The organism is Streptomyces sp. SCSIO 75703, assembly GCF_036607905.1.
Taxonomy (GTDB): Bacteria; Actinomycetota; Actinomycetes; order Streptomycetales; family Streptomycetaceae; genus Streptomyces.
The window spans coordinates 2,411,365-2,426,781 of sequence record NZ_CP144555.1 but is presented as its reverse complement, the minus strand read 5'-3'; the positions used below and the strand labels follow the sequence as shown (position 1 = coordinate 2,426,781).

Genomic DNA, 15,417 nt, shown 5'->3' with positions numbered 1-15,417 from the left:
CGCGGCCGGGGCTCAGCGCCCGAGGTAGACCGGCTTCTCCTTGCGCACGAAGGCCCGCACGGCGATCGCGTGGTCCTCGGAGGTGCCGGCGCGGGTCTGGAGCTCGTCCTCCTTCTCCAGCGTCTCGACGAGCGAGTGCGCCATCCCGTAGGCGACCGACTCCTTGAGCGCCGCGTACGCCACCGTCGGCCCCTGCGCCAGCTCCCGCGCCGTCCGCTCCGCCTCCGCGCGCAGCTCGGCGGCCGGCACCACCCGGGTGGCGATGCCCAGCTCGTACGCCTCCCGGGCGCCGATGCCGCGCGGGAAGAGCAGCAGGTCGGTGGCGCGGCCGGGGCCGACCACGCGGGGCAGCGTCCAGGAGACGCCGGAGTCCGCGGTGAGCGCGACCCCCGCGAAGGACGTGGTGAACTTCGCGGTGTCCGCGACGATCCGGACGTCCGCCGCGAGCGCGAAGCCGAAGCCGGCCCCGGCCGCCACCCCGTTCACCGCGACGACCACCGGCTTCGGGGCCTCCACCAGGGCGCGGACAATCGGGTTGTAGTGCTCGCGCACCGTGCTCATGGTGTCGCCGGAGCCCCGCTCGCGGTCGGCGGTGAGCAGCTCGACGTGCTCCTTGAGGTCCTGGCCCACGCAGAAGGCCCGGTCCCCGGCCGCGGTCAGCAGCACCGCCCGCACGGCCTCGTCCGCCGCCGCGGACCGCACCGCCTCCCGGAGCGCGACCTTGGTCGCGACGTCCAGCGCGTTCATCGCCTCGGGGCGGTTCAACGTGATCGTCGCGAGCCCGTCGCTCACCTCGTAGAGCACGGTGTCGGCCATGACTGTCCCTCCGCGTCGCCGTCGTGGACGTGGCGGGGGCGGACGGAACGGAGCGCCCCGCCTACCCGCCGGTACGTCCGGGTCTGCTGCACAGCATGACGGAGATCACGGCCGCCGGGCCCGTACCCGGATGTGACCTGCGTCAAAGAATGCGGGTGCGGGGACATTCGGGAGGAGTGGGCGCGAGCGCGCAGTATCGCAGTCACATCGCCGAATTGAGTGGTTTTGCTCGCGTGCGTTGCGCAAGCGATGCCGACTGATGTTGGTCATCGGGTCCAGGGATGCGGGATAATGGCCGGGAAGCAATGTGTTCGATGCCGGTGTCGTGCGTCCTCGGTCGGACCGCGCGTGCCCTTCAGGGGCCGTCGGCTGTGACGGTGAGCTGGTATCAGGAAGGGGAACGAGCATGGCGGCCATGAAGCCGCGGACGGGTGATGGCCCGCTCGAGGTGACCAAGGAGGGGCGGGGCATCGTCATGCGCGTTCCGCTCGAAGGCGGCGGTCGACTCGTCGTCGAGCTGACCCCCGATGAGGCCGACGCGCTCGGCGACGCCCTCAAGAAGGTCGTCGGCTGACGCGGACGGTCCCGCCCGTCGAATCGCCCCGGTGCCGCCTGGCGCCGGGGTGATGCATTTCCCGCATCCCCTCCCGCGTCCCGCATTCCTCGCGGGGCCACCGCGCGTCCCGGCGCCCGCGGACGGGCCAGGGTCTTTCGTGTGGATCAGGCCGGACCCCACGAGCTCGGCGTGATCCCAGCGAGAGGTTCTAGCTGTATTGATCACGAGCGTTGTTGACACTGCTGGATCTTGAACATGGCGAAGACCTCCGGTGTGGTGGGAGCTGTCTAGGAACTCACCGCACGGAGGTCTTCGTGCCCCACCGTAATGCCCGGCTGACCGTCTTCGGTAGAAGACTGCTGGTCGAACGTGTCTGCTCAGGCCGTCCGGTCGCTCACGTGGCCGCCGAGATGGGTATCTCCCGGGCCACGGCTCACAAATGGATCCGCAGGTGGCGGGCTGAAGGCGAGGCGGGCCTGCACGACCGGTCGAGCCGGCCTCACACGACGCCGCACCGGACCGCGGCCTCGGTCGAAACCCGCGTCTGCGACCTGCGACAGAGCCGCAAGCTCGGGCCGGCCAGGATCGGCCCGATCCTGGGCCTGCCCGCCTCGACCGTCCACCGGATCCTGACCCGCCACCGGCTCAACCGCCTGGCCTGGCTCGACCGCCCCACCGGCACGCTGATCCGCCGCTACGAACGCGAGCGTCCCGGGGAACTCATCCACGTCGACGTGAAGAAACTCGGCCGGATCCCCGACGGCGGCGGTCACAAAGCGCTGGGCCGCCAGGCCGGCCGGGCCACCCGCAACAACATGGGCTTCGACTACGTCCACTCCGCCGTCGACGACCACACCCGCCTCGCCTACAGCGAGATCCACGGCGACGAGAAGACCGCGACCTGCGCGGGCTTCCTCACCCGCGCGGCCACGTTCTTCCACAGCCAGGGCATCACCCGGATCGAGCGGGTGCTGACCGACAACGCCTGGGCCTACCGCAAGGGCCTGGCCTGGAAGGCAGTCCTGGCCGAGCTCGGCGCGACCGGCAAGCTGACCCGGGCCTACCGGCCGCAGACCAACGGCAAGGTCGAACGCTTCAACCGCACCCTGCTCGACGAATGGGCCTACCTGCGGCCCTACACCTCAAACACCGAACGGACCGAAGCCCTGGCAGACTTCCTCCACACCTACAACCACCACCGCTGCCACACCGCACTGGACGGACACCCGCCCATCAGCCGTGTCAACAACGCTGCGGGTCAATACATCTAGCGCTTCACCGCGCAGAGCAGCCCGTCGCCCACCGGCAGCAGGGACGGCACCAGTTCCCCGCTCTCGCGGACCGTGCGCAGCAGTTCCCGCAGCCGCAGCACCTCGGTGGGCTGCGGCCCGGAGTCGACCGTCCGGCCGGCGCCGAAGACGCCTTCGAAGGCGACCAGACCTCCCGGGCGCAGCAGCCGCAACGATTCGTCCAGGTAGTCGAGGTACTCCAGCCGGTCGCCGTCGCAGAAGACCAGGTCGTAGCCCGCGTCGGCGAGCCGGGGCAGCACGTCCAGGGCCCGGCCGGGGATGAAGCGGGCCCGGTTGCTGGCGAAGCCCGCGGCCCGGAACGCCTGGCGCGCGAACTGCTGGTGCTCCGGCTCCGGGTCGACGGTGGTCAGCACCCCGTCGGGGCGCATGCCGTGCAGGAGGTGGATCCCCGACACCCCGCAGCCGGTGCCGATCTCCGCGACCGCCTTGGCGTCCACGGTGGCGGCGAGCAGTCCCAGCGCGGCGCCCGTGCCGGGCGTCACCGAGCGCAGGCCCGCCTCGCGGGCCCGCTCGCGCGCCCAGCGCAGCGCGTCGTCCTCGGCGACATAGGCGTCGGCGAACGCCCAGCTCGTCTGCCGGTTGCCGGTAATGACCCTCTCCTGTCCCCGTCGTTGCCTCGGGCGTGACTGTATCCGTTGGGGTCGGGAACTCGCAGATGGGACCGGCCGTTTACCAGGCGAGGGGAAACGAGCGGCGGACGGCCGGGACGAGGACGGGGGGGGACAGTCGTGGACCAGGGCACCACCCGCGCGGCGACGCATCCGCACGACCCGGACCAGCCCAGATCAAATTCTCGTAAAACCGCTTATCCGGAGCTAACGGGCGAGGTGGCTATGGTAGGGGCTCCACTGGACACCACCAGAGCCGACAGGGGAGGTGCGGCCGTACCCGTGGATCGCGGAGGAGTGCTACGGCGCATCCTCGGGTCGGCGGGCAGGCCGAAATCCGTGAACGACACCGCTGCTGACCACAGCCACGCCGCCCGCCCCGCCACGGGGCGCGCGCAGACCGCGACCTTCGCCGGCGACGCGGACGCACAGGCGTGGACTCCGCCCACCTGGGAGGAGATCGTCAGCACCCACAGCGGCCGCGTCTACCGCCTCGCCTACCGCCTCACGGGCAACCAGCACGACGCGGAGGACCTCACGCAGGAGGTCTTCGTCCGGGTCTTCCGCTCCCTGTCGACCTACACGCCGGGCACCTTCGAGGGCTGGCTGCACCGCATCACGACCAACCTCTTCCTGGACATGGTCCGCCGCAAGCAGCGCATCCGCTTCGACGCGCTCGGCGACGACGCGGCCGAGCGGCTGCCCAGCAAGGAGCCCAACCCGCAGCAGGTCTTCCACGACGCGCACTTCGACGCGGACGTCCAGCAGGCGCTGGACACCCTCGCGCCCGAGTTCCGCGCCGCCGTCGTCCTCTGCGACATCGAGGGCCTGTCGTACGAGGAGATCGCCGCGACCCTCGGCGTGAAGCTCGGCACCGTGCGGTCCCGCATCCACCGCGGGCGCTCCCAGCTCCGCAAGGCCCTCGCCCACCGTTCTCCCCAGGCCCGCGCCGAACGCCGGTCCTTCGTGGCCGGCGTTCCCGCACTGGGAGGAGGGGGCACGAGCGCGTGAGCGGGACACGTCCGAAACGCGAGGGACAGCTCGCGGAACAGCATCTGGGAGACCGACTCTCCGCCCTGGTGGACGGAGAGCTCGGTCACGACGCGCGTGAGCGGGTGCTCGCGCACGTGGCGACCTGTCCGAAGTGCAAGACCGAGGTGGACGCCCAGCGACGGCTGAAGAGCGTCTTCGCCGAGACGGCCCCGCCCGGCCCCTCCGAGAGCTTCCTCGCCCGCCTCCAGGGGCTGCCCGGGGGTGATCCCGACGCCGGCGGACGGCCGGGCGGCGGCACGGGCTTCGCCGGACTGCCCGACCGCCTCGGGCCCGGCTCCGGCTCCGGCGTCTTCGGTACCGGGGGCGAGGAGCGCTTCGCGTTCGACTACGCCCCCGCGCGCCCCCATCCCGCGCTGCCCGCGCCCGTCGCGGACCGGGGCTTCCGCATCGCCGACGTGAGCCGGCACGACGCCGACCGGTCGGCGTCGCGCGGCCTGCGGTTCGCCTTCGCCGCCGCCGGCGCGGTCTCGCTCGCCGCCATCGCCCTCGGCGGCGTCACCGTCGGCACCCCCGACACCACCGCCGAGGCCCGCGGCGGCTCCGGCAGCGGCAGCAACGTGACCCCGCTGCGCACCCAGGGCACGGCCGCCGCCGCGACCCCGGAGAACCAGCGGCGTCGCTCCGCCGCCCCGCTGCTCGGCCAGTCCCAGGGCCACCTCGGCTTCGGGGACTCCCCGGCGGCCCCCGCCGCACCGGCCGTCCCCCCCTCGGCGTCGGCGCCCCTGCTGCCCGGGGTGCCCGCCCCCTCGGCCGACCCGCGCCAGCAGACGGTCCACGCGCTGACCACCCCGGTGATGGCCGGCGCCGCCGCCATGTCCCCGTTGATACGCCCGTTGAGCAGCGTGCCCCCGCTCTCGCTCCGCTCCTGGCCCGCGGTGCCCGACATCCGCCCGCCCGGCCTGCTCGCCGCCCCGGCCGCCGACCCGGACGCCGCGCCGCCTCCGGCGTCCCCCGGTGCGACCACCTGGCCGGTTCCCTGACCGCGGGGTCGCGCGCCGGCCTCGGGAAACCTGATTGAATCCGGGAGGGCGCCAGAGCCCTGGGAGCCGAGGAGCACGGCCTGCTGTGGGGGAGAACATGACCGAGGGGAAGCCCACGAGGGCGAAATGGTGGAGCCGCCCTCGCCCGTCCGACGACCTGCCGGACGGGGACTACACCCTGGCGGGCCCCCGCCCGGCCGCCGACCCGGGGACCCCCGGTGCCGACGAGGGCGACCACGGGCCGGACCGGCCCGCGCCCGCCCCGGCCACCGCGGCCGGCCCCGAGGTCCCCGCGGACGGCACCCCGCCGCCCGCGCCCGTGGCCGCGCGTCCCCGCCCCCTGCACGACCCGGACCCCTACGGCACCCCGCCCTACGGCGAACCGGGCCCCTGGGCCCCCGCCCCGCCCGTCCAGCACCCCGCGGCCCACGGCACGGCCGCCCCGGCCCACGGCACGGCCGCCCCGGCACTCCCGCAGGCGGCCCCCTTCGCGCCCCCGGCCCCCATGGCGCCCACGGCACCGCTCCCGGCCTCCGCGGCACCGCCCACCGCGCCGTCGGCCGAGCCGGGCGCCGGCCCGTCACGCCCGGCCTGCGCGCCGCCCACCGCGCCCCCGGCCGGCCCGCCCCCGGGCCACGCCCCCGAGGACCGGGCCCGCGACGAGTGGGCGCACGGCGCCGGGGCCCCCGGGGAGCGGTCCCCCGAGGACCGGGACCGGTACGGCCACCGGGCCCACCCCGCCGCCCCGGCCCCCGCCGGCCCGCCCCCGGCCCCCGCGGTCGACCCCTGGCAGCGCTACGACCCCTGGGCGCCCCCGGTCGCCGCCGAGCCGCTCCAGCAGACCGGCGCCGCCGTCCCCACCCGGGACCAGCGCCGCCGGCGCGCCCGCACCACGCTCGCCGCCGCCGCCCTGGTCATCGCGGTGGCCTCCGGCGTGGCCGGCGGTGTCGTCGGCGCGTACCTGGAGCGCAACGGCGGCATCGGCGCCGTCGAACTGCCCCAGGCGGGCCGGGAACCGGACGGCCGCGCCGCCGACAGCGTCGCCGGCATCGCGGCCCGCGCCCTGCCCAGCGTCGTCACGCTGCACGTGCGCGGCAGCGACGCCTCGGGCACCGGCACCGGTTTCGTCCTCGACGACCGTGGCCACATCCTCACCAACAACCACGTCGTCGAACCGGCCGGCACCGGTGGCGAGATCACCGTCACCTTCCACAGCGGGGACACCGCCGAGGCCACCGTCGTCGGCCGTGACAGCGGGTACGACCTGGCCGTGGTCCGCGTCCGGGGCGTCAAGGGCATGACCCCGCTGCCCCTCGGCAACTCCGACAACGTCCGGGTCGGCGACCCCGTCGTCGCCATCGGCGCCCCCTTCGACCTGGCCGGCACCGTCACCTCCGGCATCATCAGCGCCCGCGAGCGGCCCATCACCGCCGGCGGCGACAAGGGCGACGGCAGCGACGTCTCCTACGTCGACGCCCTCCAGACCGACGCCCCCATCAACCCCGGCAACTCCGGCGGCCCCCTCCTGGACGCGCGGGGCCGGGCCATCGGCATCAACTCCGCCATCCGCTCGGCCGACGGCGGCGGCAGCGAGTCGGACGCCGGCCGCGCCGGCTCGATAGGACTCGGCTTCGCCATCCCGATCAACCAGGGCAAGCGCGTCGCCGAGGAGCTGATCAACACCGGCCGCGCCACCCACCCGGTCATCGGCATCACCCTCGACATGAGCTACTCCGGCGACGGCGCCCGCGTCTCCGCAGAGGGCGGCGACGGCGGGTCCCCGGTCACGGCGGGCGGGCCCGGCGCCGCGGCCGGCATCCGGTCCGGGGACGTGATCACCGAGGTCGACGGCCAGCGGGTGCACTCCGGCGAGGAACTCATCGTCAAGATCCGCGCCCACCGCCCCGGCGACCGGCTGGACCTGACCCTGCTGCGCGACGGCGACGAGACGAGGGTCTCCCTCGTGCTCGGTTCCTCCGGCGGAGGCTGACACGGCCGGGCCGGGACGGTACCGGCCGACCGGGGTCGGCGGGTACCGTGGTGGCGGCCCGGACATCGCAAGGAGCTACAGGTGTTCAATGACATAGGACCGCTTGAGCTGGTCACGCTCGTTGTCCTCGCCGTGCTCATCTTCGGTCCGGACAAACTGCCCAAGGTCATCCAGGACGTCGCCCGCACCATCCGGAAGATCCGGGAGTTCTCCGACAGCGCCAAGCAGGACATCCGGCAGGAGCTGGGCCCGGAGTTCAAGGACTTCGAGTTCGAGGACCTCAACCCCAAGACGTTCCTGCGCAAGCAGCTGGAGAACGAGGACCTGGGGCTCAAGGAGATCCGCAACGGCTTCGACCTCAAGAAGGAGATGTCCGAGGTCGCCGACGCCGTCCACGGCCGCGAGGCGGACCCCGCGCCCGCCGCCGGAGCCGCCTCGGCCGGCACCTCTTCCGGCGGCCGTGTGGACATGACCAAGAAGCCCGCGGCCCCCGCCCGCGACGATCACCCGCCCTACGACGCGGACGCCACCTGACCCGGATCCCCCCGTTGTGCGCCCCCGGCGCACGCCCGGGGCACACCGGGGCGTCTGCTACTCCGGACCGGTGGTGCCGCCACCCGACTGCGATGCCCCTGTACTCCACGCGCCCGCCTGCGCTCGCGGCGGCCCGTACGGGTGTGGCTATGCTGCCCGAGGCGTTTGTGCGGACCGGAGGAGTGCGCCCGAAGGGGGGCGGGCCGTTTCCGGCCCGCCGAGAGCGAGGAGGCTCCGGGCACATGGAGACGACGAGTCGGGCCGCGAGAGCGTCGGCCGCGGAGGGCGGACAACACGGCCCCTCCGCCTGGCGCACGGTCGACGGCTACCTGCGCGCACCCTTCCCGTGGTACGGCCTCGACGAGGCGTTCACGGGGCGGCGCTGGCTGATGCAGGTCGGCACGGCGGCCGACGGGACGGTGGAGCACGGGGCGATCGGCCACGGCGACGAACCGTCCGTGCGCAACGAGCACGTGGCCGGTGACGACCAGGACGCCAAGGAGAAGTTCGCGGTCGTGGTGACCGTGGCCGCCAACCCCGACCGGCGCAGCGCCGACGGCACGGGACTGCTGGAGGCCACCTCCGTCTCCTCGGCGGCGTGGCTCGCCGGGGTCGGTCTGCTCTCCTTCACGTGGCCCGGCCAGATGGACCACACCCTGCGCGACGACTGGCTGGAGCAGCAGACGGAGACCGCCTGGTCCCTCGCCGACGACCTCGACGCGGCGGAGTGGTCGACCCTGTCCCTGCCGGTGGACGGCGTGCCGACGACGTTCCACTACCGCGAGTCGGCCTACGGCTGGGTGCTGGCGGGCTCGGCCGGCAAGAGCGTCCACCTGGGCGCCTACGGCCGGGGCATGAGCGCCTACGGGCTCGCCTTCTCCGTGGTCAAGGACATCGCCGCCCACGCCTGAGCGGCCCCCACCCGAGGGGCCGCCGCCCGAGCAGGGTCACCACGAGCGGGGTCACCACGAGCGGGGCCGCTCGCGGGCGGGACCGCCGCGCCCCGAGCGCACCGCACCCGGGAACCCGGCGTACGCGCCGCAGACGGCGGAGCGGACTACGCGACGGGGCGCCGTCCCACGGACGGCGCCCCCTGGTCGTACCGTCGGCCCCCTGGTCGTACCGGCGGTCAGAACTTGTTGCGCGGAGTGATTCCCAGGGACAGCCCCGACAGGCCGCGCTCCCGGTTGCCCAGCTTGTCCGCGATCGAGCGCAGCGCCTCGCCGGCGGGGGAGTCGGGGTCGGAGAGCACCACGGGCTTGCCCTCGTCGCCGCCCTCGCGCAGCCGGACGTCGATCGGGATGGAGCCGAGCACCGGCACCGTCGCCCCGGTCGTGCGGGTCAGGCCCTCGGCGACCGCCTGGCCGCCGCCCGTGCCGAAGACGTCGACCATCTCGCCGCAGTGCGGGCAGGGCAGGCCGGACATGTTCTCGACCACGCCGACGATCTTCTGGTGGGTCTGCACCGCGATGGCACCGGCCCGCTCGGCGACCTCGGCCGCCGCCTGCTGGGGCGTGGTCACCACCAGGATCTCGGCGTTCGGCACGAGCTGCGCCACCGAGATCGCGATGTCGCCGGTGCCCGGCGGCAGGTCGAGCAGGAGGACGTCCAGGTCGCCCCAGTACACGTCCGCCAGGAACTGCTGGAGCGCGCGGTGCAGCATCGGCCCGCGCCACACCACCGGGGCGTTGCCGGGCGTGAACATGCCGATGGAGATGACCTTCACGCCGTGCGCCGACGGCGGCATGATCATGTTCTCGACCTGGGTGGGCCGCCCGTCCGCGCCGAGCATGCGGGGCACCGAGTGGCCGTAGATGTCGGCGTCGACGACCCCGACCTTCAGCCCGTCCGCCGCCATCGCCGCCGCCAGGTTCACCGTCACCGAGGACTTGCCGACGCCGCCCTTGCCGGAGGCGACCGCGTAGACCCGGGTCAGGCTGCCGGGCTTGGCGAAGGGCACCTCCCGCTCGGCCTGTCCGCCGCGCAGGGCCTCCGCCAGCTCACGGCGTTGTGTGTCGCTCATCACGTCGAGTTCGACGTCGACCCGCGTGACGCCCTCGACCCGAGAGACCGCCTCCGTCACGCGCTGGGTGATCGTGTCCCGCATCGGGCAGCCGGAGATCGTCAGGTACACCCCGACCGCGACCGCTCCGTCCGCGCCGATCTCCACCGACTTGACCATCCCCAGCTCGGTGATGGGACGGTTGATCTCGGGGTCGTTCACCGTCGCCAGCGCCTCGCGCACCGCGTCTTCCGTAGCCATGCTGACGATGGTACGGCGCCCACCACGGGGAGTGGGAAGCCCGTCACCGGTCGGTTTGGTCACCCTGCTCCGGCCCGTCCGCCGCGGCGGCCCCCGAAACCGCGCGCCGGTCCCCGCGGCGCTCCTCCAGTTCGCGCAGCGCGTCCTGCAACTCGGAGCGGATCCAGTCCCGGGTGGCGACCTCGCCGAGCCCGACGCGCAGCGCGGCGATCTCCCGGGTCAGGTACTCGGTGTCGGCGATCGACCGCTCGTTCTGTTTGCGGTCCTGCTCCAGGTTGACCCGGTCCCGGTCGTCCTGCCGGTTCTGCGCGAGCAGGATCAGCGGGGCCGCGTAGGACGCCTGGAGGGACAGGGCCAGGGTCAGGAAGATGAACGGGTACTGGTCGAACCGCAGACCGATCGGCGCGGCCACGTTCCACACCACCCACAGGATGATGACGACCGTCATCCAGACGATGAACCGCCCGGTGCCCAGGAAGCGCGCGATGCGCTCGGAGAGCCGGCCGAAGGCGTCCGGGTCCCACTCCGGCACCAGGCGGCGGCGTGGCGGGCGGGGCTGGTCCAGCCGGAAGCGCGCACGGGTGGCCGCCGTCGCCCCCGACGCCACGCGCTCGCGCGGCGGCGTCTCGCGCTCAGGACCCATCCGGGCCCACCCCCTCGTCCAGGTGGTACTCGGTCTCCCGCCAGTCGTCCGGCAGCATGTGGTCCAGGACGTCGTCGACGGTGATCGCGCCCAGCAGCGAGCCGGAGTCGTCCACGACGGGCGCCGCGACCATGTCGTACGTGGCGAAGAACCCGGCGACCACCGGCAGCGCGGCGTCCGGCGCCAGCGGCTGCAGGTCGTCGTCGAGCATCGAGCCGACCAGCGTGTACGGCGGATCGCGCAGCAGCCGCTGGAAGTGGACGGTGCCCAGGTACTTGCCGGTCGGCGTCTCCTCCGGCGGGCGGCACACGTAGACCTGCGCCGCGTGGGCGGGGGACAGGTCGGGGTTGCGGATGCGGGCCAGCGCGTCGGCGACGGTGGCGTCGGGGCGCAGTACGAGGGGCTCGGTCGTCATCAGACCGCCCGCCGTGTGCTCCTCGTAGGACATCAGGCGCCGCATGTCGGCCGCGTCGGAGGGCTGCATCAGGCCCAGCAGCCGTTCCTTGTCCTCCTCGGGCAGCTCGCCCAGCAGGTCGGCGGCGTCGTCGGGGTCCATCGCCTCCAGGACGTCCGCCGCCCGCTCCTCCTCGAGCTTGCCGAGGACCTCGATCTGGTCGTCCTCCGGCAGTTCCTCCAGCACGTCGGCCAGCCGCTCGTCGTCGAGGGCGGCGGCGACCTCGGCCCGCCGCTTGGCGGAGAGGTGGTGCAGCACGTTGGCGAGGTCGGCGGGGCGCAACTGCTCGAAGGTGGCGAGCAGGTTCTCGGCGCCCTGCCCGTGCTCCTCCAGCGAGAAGCCGGTCACCGCGGACCACTCGACGGTCAGCGTCTCGCCCCGGTTGCGGCGGAAGGCGCCGCCCTTGCGGCCCTTGCGGACGAAGACCCGGTCGATCTGCCACTCGCGGCGCGCGGGCTGCTGCCGCACCGCCAGGTCGAGCACGGTGACCTCCTCGCCGGTGTCCACGAGCGTCACCCGCCGGTCCAGCAGCTCGCCGAAGACCAGCCGCTCGGTGGGCCGCTGCTCGAAGCGCCGCACGTTGAGCACGCCGGTGGTGATGACCTGCCCGGAGTCGATGCCCGTGACCCGGGTCATGGGCAGGAAGATGCGGCGCCGGGTGGCGAGTTCGACGACGAGCCCGAGCACGCGCGGGGGCTTCTGGCCGACACGGAGCATGACCACCAGATCGCGCACGCGCCCCACCTGGTCGCCGTTGGGGTCGAAGACGGCGGCACCGGAGAGGTGGGAGACGAAGATCCGGGGGGCGCCCGCTGCCATGGCGGCGGCTCCTTTGCGTCTGGGCTGTTGCGTACGGTGTTCCATTTCCGACATGCCCGCTCGGACGGCCTTCAGGCTAGCCCGTCCCGAAGAGCCCTGTCCTGGCAGTCGGGTCCGGACGGACCGGCGTCGGGCGCCGCGACGGCACCGGTACGCTGCCGTACGCCGATTGGCCCCGTCAGAAAGGCAGCTCCACCCGTGACTGTGACTCCCCGGCGCCGATTCCGCAGGGCCGCTCTCCTGGGCGCGCTGTGCGCCCTGGCCGTGACGGGGGCCGGGCTGACGGGCTGCCGGGCCGAGGACCCGGACGCGGGCACCAACGGCGTGGGGAAGCTGCCGGCCGCCGCCATCCACAGCAAGGCCCTGGCCGTGGCCGGCTCCGCCGGGGCGGTCCGCCTGCACGGGACCGTCGAGGCCGGCGGCAGCACCTACACCCTCGACATGCGGCTCACGGCGGACGGGGGCACCGGGTCGGTCGCCGCCGGGGGCACGACCTTCGGGCTGCTGCGCGTCGGCGACCAGCTCTACCTGAAGGCCGACGCCGGTTTCTGGAGCCACGACGGCGGGGACGAGGCGGCCGCCGCCAAACTGGCCGACAAGTACGTGAAGGTGCCGCAGGGCGATCCGGCGTACCAGAAGTTCAGCGGCTTCACCGACAAGGACGACCTGCTGGAGGCACTGCTCACGCTGCACGGCACGCTGGCCACCGACGGCCGGCACGAGCAGGGCGGGGTCCGCACCATCCGGGTCAGCGGCGACGGTGGTTCGGGCGGCTCGCTGGACGTCTCCCTGGAAGGCACGCCGTACCCGGTGCGCCTGGTGCGGGCGGGCAGCGCGGGCACGCTCAGCTTCTCCGACTGGGACGAGGACGTGCCGGTCGAGGAGCCGGCGGAGGACGAGACCCTCGACTACGGCAAGCAGCTCCCAGCCTCCTGACGGGCGGCCGGGAACGGCCGGCCAGGGTCTTTCGTTCGCATCAGGCCGCATCAGGCCGCATCAGGCCGCATCAGGCCGCGGGGTCCGGTGCCATGCGTCGCGCGGCGGAGGAGGACGACAGGGCGGGGCCCTGACAACCGACGACAACGCGGCGAGGCGCGGTGCCGGGCCCCGCGAGCCCGGCGTGATCCACCGAAAGACCCTAGCGCCGCCGGCGCCGCTTCAGCAGCAGGCGGGGCAGCGCCGCCGGGGCCGCCTCCCGGGTGGTCGCCGGGCTCGGCGGCGGGGGCTCGGCCAGCGAACCGTCGGGCAGCGGCGTGAGTTCCCCGGTCGGCTCCAGGCGCAGCACCCGGCACTCGCGGGCCCAGCGGGCGGGCATGGCCTCGCCGTCGGTCGCGTTCAGCCGCTTGCCCCGGAGTTCGGCCACGGCCGCCTGCCAGACCTCGGAGCCGGGCGCCGCCTCCACCACCCGCGCCGTCCAGGTGACCAGCCGCCCGCCCTTGTCCTTGCTGCGCACGGTGACCTCGGCAGTGGCCCCGTCCGTCAGGCCGGTCAGCGGCTGCTCGCCGGGGCCGTCGCCGACCACGCAGGCGGCGCCCTCGTGCCAGACGTGCCACAGGGGGCGGGCGGGCGCGCCGGGGGCCCGGACCCAGACGAGGCCGGACTTCCTGGTGGCCTCCTCGACGAGGGCCTGGTCGAGCAGCTCGGATGTCATGCGGGCCAGCCTAGGGCCTCTCGTTCGGATCAGGCCGGGCTCGCGGGGTCCGCCCTGATCCGAACGGAAGACCCCAGGGCCCTCGGGCCCCGGTGGGCCGCCGGAGGACCGGCGGGGCGGGGGACGCCGGGCGGGCGGTGCCGTGGGGCGTCAGAGCCAGCCGTTGCGCTTGAGCATGCGGTGGATGCCGAGGCAGATGCCCACCGTGATGCCGAGGACCAGCGGGTAGCCGTAGCGCCACTCGACCTCCGGCATGTGCTCGAAGTTCATCCCGTACACGCCGCACACCATCGTCGGCACGGCGATGATCGCGGCCCAGGAGGTGATCTTGCGCATGTCCTCGTTCTGCGCGACGGACGCCTGGGCGAGGTTGGCCTGGAGGATCGAGTTCAGCAGCTCGTCGAAGCCGATCACCTGCTCCTGGACCCGGGCCACGTGGTCGGCGACGTCGCGGAAGTACTTCTGGATCTCCGGGTCGACGAGCAGCATGGGCCGCTCGCTCAGGAGCTGCATGGGGCGCAGCAGCGGCGCCACCGCGCGCTTGAACTCCAGGACCTCCCGCTTGAGTTGGTAGATGCGCCCGGCGTCGGTGCCGCGCGGGGTGCCCCGGCGGTCCGGGGAGAAGACCTCGGTCTCGACCTCGTCGATGTCGTCCTGCACGGCGTCGGCGACCGCCAGGTAACCGTCGACTATGTGGTCGGCGATGGCGTGCAGCACCGCCGAGGGGCCCTTGACCAGCAGCTCGGGGTCGTCCTGGAGCCGGTGGCGCAGCGCGCGCAGCGAGCCCTGGCCGCCGTGGCGGACGGTGATGACGAAGTCCCGTCCGGTGAAGCACATGACCTCGCCGGTCTCGACGACCTCGCTGTTGGTGGAGAGCTTGTCGTGGTCGAGGTAGTGGATGGTCTTGAAGACGGTGAAGAGGGAGTCGTCGTAGCGCTCCAGCTTGGGCCGCTGGTGCGCCCGGACGGCGTCCTCCACGGCCAGTGGGTGCAGCCCGAACTCCCGTGCGATACCGGCGAATTCGTCCTCGTCGGGCTCGTGCAGGCCGATCCAGGCGAAGCCGCCGTCGCGGCGCACCTGGCGCAGCGCCTCCTGCGGGGCGAGCGGTCCGGCCTGCGGGACGCGCCGGCCGTCCCGGTAGACGGCGCAGTCGACCACGGCGGAGACGGTCCCGGGGCCCGGCACGGCCTCGAAGCCCTCGTCTTTGCGGGGGGAGACGCGTGAGGGGCGGACCGCGGCGCGCAGGTCTCGGATCATCGACATGGGCGGGCTCCTTCGCGACGGGCAGCAAAGCGGCGTCGGCGAGGGGTGGAACCACCCGGAATGAGGACGTCCTGGGCAGGTGCGTGAGGCGCGTCCACAAAGCGGGGGGCACCGCACCGTCGCGGTGGTCGGCTTCGCTGCTGAGACGTCTGCCGGTGCAGACGGGCAGATCAGGCAAAACGAGACGCAGCGCTCTTCCGCGTGAGGACGCGCAGGGGGGAGGGGCCGCAGCGTGCCGGGGCCGGAGCGGCTGGATCAGCGGCGGGAAGAGCGAGTGGTACTGCACGGTCGACTTCGGTCCATGCCAGCCCCACCTCCTCCGGCCGGTCCCCCGTGAGGGACGATCCATCCCCTGTTTGAAGGGGTTCCCCGTAGGGGAGTGTTCACAGCGTCGGGACGTGATCGCCGCGCTTGCGCATGCCGCCCGACCGCCGGCTCAGAGTACCAGCCGCGCTACGTGTCAAGGCGCCGCTTTGC

At 73.7% G+C, this 15,417-nt stretch carries 15 protein-coding genes; 8 read left to right on the top strand and 7 right to left on the bottom strand.

Translation table 11 applies throughout. The annotated features are described in order from the left end of the window. Nucleotides 1-12 precede the first annotated feature (12 nt). Complete coding sequence (locus VM636_RS10450; RefSeq protein WP_030419078.1) at nucleotides 13-816, bottom strand: enoyl-CoA hydratase-related protein; 804 nt, start codon at nucleotides 814-816, stop codon at nucleotides 13-15. Between the two features lie 406 nt (nucleotides 817-1,222). On the opposite strand from VM636_RS10450, the gene VM636_RS10445 reads away from it, so the two are divergent. Both VM636_RS10445 and VM636_RS10440 read left to right on the top strand, forming a co-directional pair. Continuing rightward, nucleotides 1,223-1,390 carry a DUF3117 domain-containing protein gene (locus VM636_RS10445; protein WP_003966491.1) on the top strand — a complete coding sequence of 56 codons (168 nt, stop codon included), beginning with the start codon at nucleotides 1,223-1,225 and terminating at the stop codon, nucleotides 1,388-1,390. Between the two features lie 296 nt (nucleotides 1,391-1,686). Further along, complete coding sequence (locus VM636_RS10440; RefSeq protein ID WP_338484294.1) at nucleotides 1,687-2,643, top strand: IS481 family transposase; 957 nt, start codon at nucleotides 1,687-1,689, stop codon at nucleotides 2,641-2,643. On the opposite strand, the gene VM636_RS10435 is transcribed toward VM636_RS10440, so the two are convergent. Continuing rightward, a complete protein-coding gene (locus VM636_RS10435; RefSeq protein WP_107091429.1) occupies nucleotides 2,640-3,314 on the bottom strand; it encodes an O-methyltransferase in 675 nt (224 codons plus the stop codon). The genes VM636_RS10440 and VM636_RS10435 overlap by 4 nt on opposite strands. Nucleotides 3,315-3,629: 315 nt before the next feature. Between VM636_RS10435 and sigE the strand changes: the two genes are divergently transcribed. The 5 genes from sigE (at nucleotide 3,630) to VM636_RS10410 (ending at nucleotide 8,758) form a co-directional block, all read left to right on the top strand. Beyond that, nucleotides 3,630-4,301 (top strand): RNA polymerase sigma factor SigE, encoded by a 672-nt coding sequence (sigE, locus tag VM636_RS10430; RefSeq protein WP_030419080.1) that lies wholly within the window; start codon nucleotides 3,630-3,632, stop codon nucleotides 4,299-4,301. Then, nucleotides 4,298-5,323, top strand: coding sequence for a zf-HC2 domain-containing protein (locus VM636_RS10425; RefSeq protein WP_053914603.1), 1,026 nt, complete (start codon nucleotides 4,298-4,300; stop codon nucleotides 5,321-5,323). The genes sigE and VM636_RS10425 overlap by 4 nt, the downstream gene beginning before the upstream one ends. A 97-nt stretch (nucleotides 5,324-5,420) precedes the next feature. Further along, nucleotides 5,421-7,313, top strand: coding sequence for a trypsin-like peptidase domain-containing protein (locus tag VM636_RS10420; protein ID WP_338484293.1), 1,893 nt, complete (start codon nucleotides 5,421-5,423; stop codon nucleotides 7,311-7,313). Between the two features lie 81 nt (nucleotides 7,314-7,394). Next, nucleotides 7,395-7,847 (top strand): sec-independent translocase, encoded by a 453-nt coding sequence (locus VM636_RS10415; protein WP_030419083.1) that lies wholly within the window; start codon nucleotides 7,395-7,397, stop codon nucleotides 7,845-7,847. Between the two features lie 242 nt (nucleotides 7,848-8,089). Next, nucleotides 8,090-8,758 (top strand): hypothetical protein, encoded by a 669-nt coding sequence (locus tag VM636_RS10410; RefSeq protein WP_030419084.1) that lies wholly within the window; start codon nucleotides 8,090-8,092, stop codon nucleotides 8,756-8,758. Nucleotides 8,759-8,976: 218 nt separating this feature from the next. Here VM636_RS10410 and VM636_RS10405 read toward each other — a convergent pair whose 3' ends face one another. Genes VM636_RS10405 through VM636_RS10395 form a run of 3 tightly spaced genes read right to left on the bottom strand, consistent with a single transcriptional unit; the run spans nucleotide 8,977 to nucleotide 12,026 of the window. Continuing rightward, a complete protein-coding gene (locus tag VM636_RS10405; protein ID WP_030419085.1) occupies nucleotides 8,977-10,110 on the bottom strand; it encodes an Mrp/NBP35 family ATP-binding protein in 1,134 nt (377 codons plus the stop codon). Between the two features lie 43 nt (nucleotides 10,111-10,153). After that, nucleotides 10,154-10,753, bottom strand: a complete 600-nt coding sequence (locus VM636_RS10400; protein WP_338484292.1) for a DUF1003 domain-containing protein — start codon at nucleotides 10,751-10,753, stop codon at nucleotides 10,154-10,156. Continuing rightward, complete coding sequence (locus VM636_RS10395; RefSeq protein ID WP_053914602.1) at nucleotides 10,743-12,026, bottom strand: CBS domain-containing protein; 1,284 nt, start codon at nucleotides 12,024-12,026, stop codon at nucleotides 10,743-10,745. Before VM636_RS10395 ends, VM636_RS10400 begins: the two co-directional genes overlap by 11 nt. Nucleotides 12,027-12,224: 198 nt before the next feature. Here VM636_RS10395 and VM636_RS10390 point away from each other — a divergent pair, with 198 nt between their 5' ends. Next, nucleotides 12,225-12,962, top strand: a complete 738-nt coding sequence (locus VM636_RS10390) for a hypothetical protein (RefSeq protein WP_053914601.1) — start codon at nucleotides 12,225-12,227, stop codon at nucleotides 12,960-12,962. A gap of 202 nt (nucleotides 12,963-13,164) precedes the next feature. Here the strand turns inward: VM636_RS10390 and VM636_RS10385 are convergent, their stop codons facing one another. Both VM636_RS10385 and VM636_RS10380 read right to left on the bottom strand, forming a co-directional pair. Further along, on the bottom strand, nucleotides 13,165-13,677 hold the full coding sequence (locus VM636_RS10385) for a hypothetical protein (protein ID WP_030419089.1): 513 nt from the start codon (nucleotides 13,675-13,677) through the stop codon (nucleotides 13,165-13,167). Nucleotides 13,678-13,827: 150 nt separating this feature from the next. Further along, on the bottom strand, nucleotides 13,828-14,940 hold the full coding sequence (locus VM636_RS10380; protein ID WP_030419090.1) for a magnesium and cobalt transport protein CorA: 1,113 nt from the start codon (nucleotides 14,938-14,940) through the stop codon (nucleotides 13,828-13,830). Between the last annotated feature and the right edge of the window lie 477 nt (nucleotides 14,941-15,417).

Coding starts and splice junctions, on each gene's coding strand:
- VM636_RS10385 (WP_030419089.1), bottom strand. CDS start 13,677: ATGACATCCGAGCTGCTCGACCAGGCCCTCGTCGAGGAGGCCACCAGG.
- VM636_RS10420 (WP_338484293.1), top strand. CDS start 5,421: ATGACCGAGGGGAAGCCCACGAGGGCGAAATGGTGGAGCCGCCCTCGC.
- VM636_RS10450 (WP_030419078.1), bottom strand. CDS start 816: ATGGCCGACACCGTGCTCTACGAGGTGAGCGACGGGCTCGCGACGATC.
- VM636_RS10410 (WP_030419084.1), top strand. CDS start 8,090: ATGGAGACGACGAGTCGGGCCGCGAGAGCGTCGGCCGCGGAGGGCGGA.
- VM636_RS10380 (WP_030419090.1), bottom strand. CDS start 14,940: ATGTCGATGATCCGAGACCTGCGCGCCGCGGTCCGCCCCTCACGCGTC.
- VM636_RS10445 (WP_003966491.1), top strand. CDS start 1,223: ATGGCGGCCATGAAGCCGCGGACGGGTGATGGCCCGCTCGAGGTGACC.
- VM636_RS10400 (WP_338484292.1), bottom strand. CDS start 10,753: ATGGGTCCTGAGCGCGAGACGCCGCCGCGCGAGCGCGTGGCGTCGGGG.
- VM636_RS10395 (WP_053914602.1), bottom strand. CDS start 12,026: ATGGCAGCGGGCGCCCCCCGGATCTTCGTCTCCCACCTCTCCGGTGCC.
- VM636_RS10405 (WP_030419085.1), bottom strand. CDS start 10,110: ATGGCTACGGAAGACGCGGTGCGCGAGGCGCTGGCGACGGTGAACGAC.